This is a genomic window from Microcoleus sp. Aus8_D2 (assembly GCF_036702665.1).
Lineage (GTDB): Bacteria > Cyanobacteriota > Cyanobacteriia > Cyanobacteriales > Microcoleaceae > Microcoleus.
This window is the reverse complement of the sequence record NZ_JAUBUN010000087.1, coordinates 1-5,212: the sequence shown is the minus strand read 5'-3', so window position 1 is coordinate 5,212 and position 5,212 is coordinate 1. Positions and strand designations below refer to the sequence as shown.

The window sequence follows — 5,212 nt, the reverse complement described above, 5'->3', positions numbered from 1 at the left end:
CCATGAAAAAGCCCCAATTGACATTGGTGCAATATCTCAGTTAAAACTGACTGAAAATAGCTCTTTAACACCTCGCGCTTGCCCGAAAGTCCGCCAGGGAATTAATTCCCTGTTCGAGCGCGAAAGTCGGTTGAAACCGACTGGAAACAATTCATGCACCAATGTCAGAAACCCGGTTTCTCTCTCGATTGTTGAGAATGGTACAATATCTCAGTTGAAACTGACAGCTTGCAGCACGATCGATCATCCTGTAGGGGCGGGTTCACCAACAGTCTTAAAGACAACAGACAGGTTAAATAAACCCGCCCTCCCCCATGAAAAAGCCCCAATTGACATTGGTGCAATATCTCAGTTAAAACTGACTGAAAATAGCTCTTTAACATTTCGCGCTTGCCCGAAAGTCCGCCAGGGAATTAATTCCCTGTTCGAGCGCGAAAGTCGGTTTCAACCGACTGAAAACAATTCATTTATTCAGTCCTATGAAGAGGACTTTCGCGCTCGAACGGGGGTTGAAACGAACGGCGGTACCGGGGAACAAGCGAGAGATTTAGATGTAGATTTAGAAATAGATGGTCTCGCCTTCATCCAGCGCATCGCCCAACTCACAAATACCAATGTTGCAGCTTCCAAAAACCTCACGGGAAGCGCAGCCAAAGGTGGCGATTGGAAACTCGAAGCAACAACCGGGGAAATTAACACACCGCTAGTATTTGCACCCGAAGTCTTAGCAGCTTACGAATATATCTTACCTATTGAACCCTACGAAATTAACTTAAAAACAGGCACGATTACAGGTACGCTAAACCAGTTTATTACTCTCTTGGAACCTCCGACTGATTCCAACGGCGACAGTTGGTTAGAAACGTTGGTAAAAATAGATTTTCAAGGCTTAACCAGCGCTAAATTTATCGTTGACTACGGTACAACACCATCAGGATGGACGGTAAATATTGGTGATTCGGTATCGAACAACGGTTATGGAGGGGATGGAGGCGATCAGAGTAATGATGCTGAGATGCAGATTGTGAATGGGAATATGGCCGTTTTTGGTAACGACTACAATACACCTCCGGGCGCTCAGATTATCCAGGGAAATGTCCCTAATTTGGTAGGTAACGGTTCCCGTCTCGAGTTAGAAGTTAGCAACCAAAAGCTGGCATGGAACAATAATAACGGACTGCAAAATAGTTTGAATTCGCCGTATTTGTATGCTCTTGCCGGTCAACCCGATGCCACCGGAGCAGTTAACTCCGATATTTATGCTAGCTTTAACAGGATTATTGACGGGCCATACCGCGTGGGTTCGGGGGCTAGAAAGGTAACAATTATTCTCGCTCCGATCGAGGTTAATTTTGGTGCTCCTAGTTACAGTGGCACAGAAGGAACTACAGACACGATAATTAATATTCCCGTCACTATCGATAGCACTCCCACCACTACGGTAACTGTACCAATTGTCATTAATCCTAACAGTACAGCCACCCAAAATTTAGACTACATCTTTGCACCGAAAACTGTTACTTTCCCCGCCAATACTACTACTCTCACTCAGAATGTTGCAGTTACTATCAAACCCGACAACATAGCTGAAAATGCCGAAACTGCTATTTTCAGCTTTGGCACAATTACAGGTAGTCTTGCAGGTACGATCGATCGCACTACGCTAACTATTGCTGCCAACGGTAAAATCTCTTATGCCATGGCGACTGAGATTCCTAGCATTCCCGAAGGCAATAGTGGCACAAAACCTCTAATTTTCACCGCGACTCGCAGCGGCGATATTGGCGGGGCAAGTAGCGTCAATTATGCGATCGCCGGTACTGCTACCAACGGCAGCGATTACAATAATATTGGCGGCACTTCTGGGGCAACTGCTGCTACTGGCACGATTAATTTTGCAGCGGGTGAAACATCGAAAACAATTACTCTTGATGTGTTAGGTGACGCAGTAGTAGAATCCGATGAAACTATTGCGGTTTCGCTGTCGAATCCTGTTGCACCGGGTATAACACCTACGATTACTGCTGCAACTGCTACAACTACGATCGCCAATGATGACAAAGCAGGTATCAATATCGTACCCCTGAGTCCAATTATTACAGAAGGTGGCGCTGGAGGCAGTTACGCAGTTAAGCTAACTTCGCAACCAACAGCACCCGTTACTATCAGTTTAAATGGAGGCGATCGCATTAATCCTATTGCGGCAATTACTTTTGATAGTAAAAATTGGAATCTGCCTCAAACTGTCTCCGTTAGCGCGATCGATGACAATATAGTGCAAGGAGTGCTCGCTGGCACTATTACTTACGCTATTAGCAGTGCCGACGCCAATTATAACAGCTTGACAATTGCCAATATTACTATACCGATCGGCGATAACGATCGCGCTGGTGTTTCTATTATCCAATCAGGAGGCAGTACCGAAATCGGCGAAGGCGGTGCCACAGACACTTACAGCCTGGTTCTCACTTCTGAACCCGTTGCCCCAGTTACGATTAATTTTGACACGGGCAGTCAAATTAGCGCGATCGCGCCTGTTACTTTTACACAGAATAATTGGAATGTTGCTCAAAATGTTACTGTTAGTGCGATCGATGACAGCATAGCCCAAGGAACCCGCAGCGGCACGATTGCTCACAATCTTGTCAGCACAGATACCAAGTATAACAACCTGACGATTCCTCCTGTGACTGCCACGATTGCTGACAACGATACAGCAGGCGTGACTGTTTCACCTGCGAGCACAACTGCGACGGAAGGATTTGTTACTGGCACGTACAGCATCAAACTAAGTTCCCAGCCCGTGGCACCGGTGACGGTTAGTTTCGCGAATGGTACTCAAATAAATGCGATCGCCCCGATTACCTTTGACGCTAGTAACTGGAATGTGGCGAAACCAGTTACAGTAACGGCTACAGACGATACGGTTGTTGAAGGGCCGCACGCAGGGGCGATCGGTCATACAGCCACGAGTGCTGATACTAAGTATAATCAAATAGTGATTTCCGGTGTGACAGTGGCGATCGCTGATAACGACACAACACCAACCCCGACACCAACTCCAACACCAATAATAACTCGGACTCCGACTCCCACACCAACTCCGACTCCAACACCTGCGCCAGAAGTAACGCCAACGCCAACACCAACACCAACACCCGTAATAATTCCTCCCCCCGCCCCAACTGACGCGCCTCAAGCCCCAGACACCGATTGTATTTGCCGCACAATTGTACCTCCCGAGCTCAACCAACCCAATCAAGTTGATGATACTCTGTACGACAACGGCAGCAATATAAATCAGTTTGGCACTCAGCAAAATGATGCTTTCTACGGCAGTGAAAGTCCCAATCTTTTCAATACTCAAGAAGGCAACGACAATCTTTTTTGTGGCAATAGCAATGACTCGGTTAACGGCAATGAAGGAAATGATTTTATTGTGGGCAACCAGGGAAATGATTTACTATTCGGAGGCAAAAACAACGATATTATATTAGGAGGTGAAGGATCAGACATCATTTTTGGCAATCGCGGTCGCGATTCTATTAATGGGCGAGAAGATGATGATTTTATTAACGGGAATCAGGGTGATGACTGGATTGATGGCGGTAAAGGCAATGATTTTTTGTTTGGCGGCAAAGATAACGATTTAATCATGGGTAGCGAAGGCAATGATACCATCTTAGGACATTTAGGCGACGATACTTTGTGCGGCGGTCAAGGTGATGATTATTTGAAGGGCGATCGAAATAATGACTTGATAGATGGAGGCGAAGGAAACGATCGCATTTATGGAGGTGAAGATGATGATACTTTGATTGGCTGTGAAGGCGATGATGTTTTATCGGGTGATTTGGGCAACGATCGTTTGATTGGGGGTGTTGGCAGCGATCGCTTTTTACTCTCTGTTGATTCCGGCATCGATACCGTTACCGATTTTGAAGATGGTAAAGATTTGCTGATTCTCGGTAATGGAGTGACTTTCTCGCAATTGGCAATTACTCAAAGTAATGGCATAACTCAGATTAGTTTTGCCCCTACCGGACAACTTTTTGCTTCTTTAATTGGAGTGCCTGCAACTGCGATTAATGCGGCGGATTTCACTTTGCTGTAGTTAGTGTGTAATGTGCGATCGCCCTCAATGACCCGGTTTATCTAAAAAACCGGGTTGTCTCCGAAAAAATCGCCCAATTGTATCATGTTGGCGCAATTACCCGCGATCGGTAAGGTTCGTAGTGCGTCCTGGCGTCCGCAGCTTGAGAGCGGACGCCAAGACGCACTACGAACGACTACGAACGAATCTTACTGTGGTTAATCGAGCGGATACGATATGATATCCTGTCGGGCCAATTACCCGCGATCGAAGCGTGCAATTTTGGCGATCGCACATCATCTTACTCACCTCAAATACGTATCAATTGCGACATCTAAAATTTCAGTACAATTGCACTTACATTTCACAAGTATTTGTGCTGTTTTCAGCTCGCATTCATCGCAGTAATTATACTTAAATATTTGCGGCATCTTTATCGGTACTTTAATTAACCAGCTCTTTTTAAAGAAAACTTTATATAACTCTGCTAAAAAAACTGTTATTGTGGCTACAACACATGAGAAATCACCGACTTTTTACGCAGAAATACTGTGTCTGTGTAAATCAAAATTGATAAATTGTTTCGGACACCAGTCACGAAACAGGGGAATTGTTGTCTTTTTTTACCCCAAATAGGTGTATTATGTCAAATTTAAACAGTCCAGTTTCAGTAAGAGCGATCGCCTTTATCGACACAAGAGTACCAAATTATCACAGTTTGGTGGCTGGGGTAACACCGGGTACGGAAGTTGTGGTGTTAGATGGGGATAAGGATGCGATCGACCAAATTACTCATATTTTAGCTCTTCGCACCAATATTGAGAGCATTCACATCATTTCTCATGGTACTCCCGGAAGCTTGGAACTCGGTAAAGCCGGATTGTCTGTCGATAACCTAGAAACTTATTCCCAGCAATTGCAGGAATGGCGCAGTGCTTTTACAAGCAGTGCGGATATTTTGATTTACGGTTGTAATGTGGCGTCGGGGACTCGCGCTGGCGTGCAAGTCTGCCAAATAATGAATTCCCAGTGCGATCGCGAAAATCGATTAAAATTGTCATCTGGCAAGATTTTAAATAATCCTGTAGGGGCGGGTTCGCCCACCAACTCAAACACAGC

At 45.4% G+C, this 5,212-nt stretch carries 2 protein-coding genes; both read left to right on the top strand.

The features are described from left to right. A partial coding sequence (locus tag QUB64_RS32525) for a DUF4347 domain-containing protein (protein ID WP_333394340.1) occupies nucleotides 1–4,114 on the top strand: 4,114 nt, incomplete at its 5' end. Between the two features lie 622 nt (nucleotides 4,115–4,736). Then, nucleotides 4,737–5,212 (top strand): DUF4347 domain-containing protein (locus QUB64_RS32520; protein ID WP_333278694.1); only part of this gene is annotated, 476 nt, incomplete at its 3' end.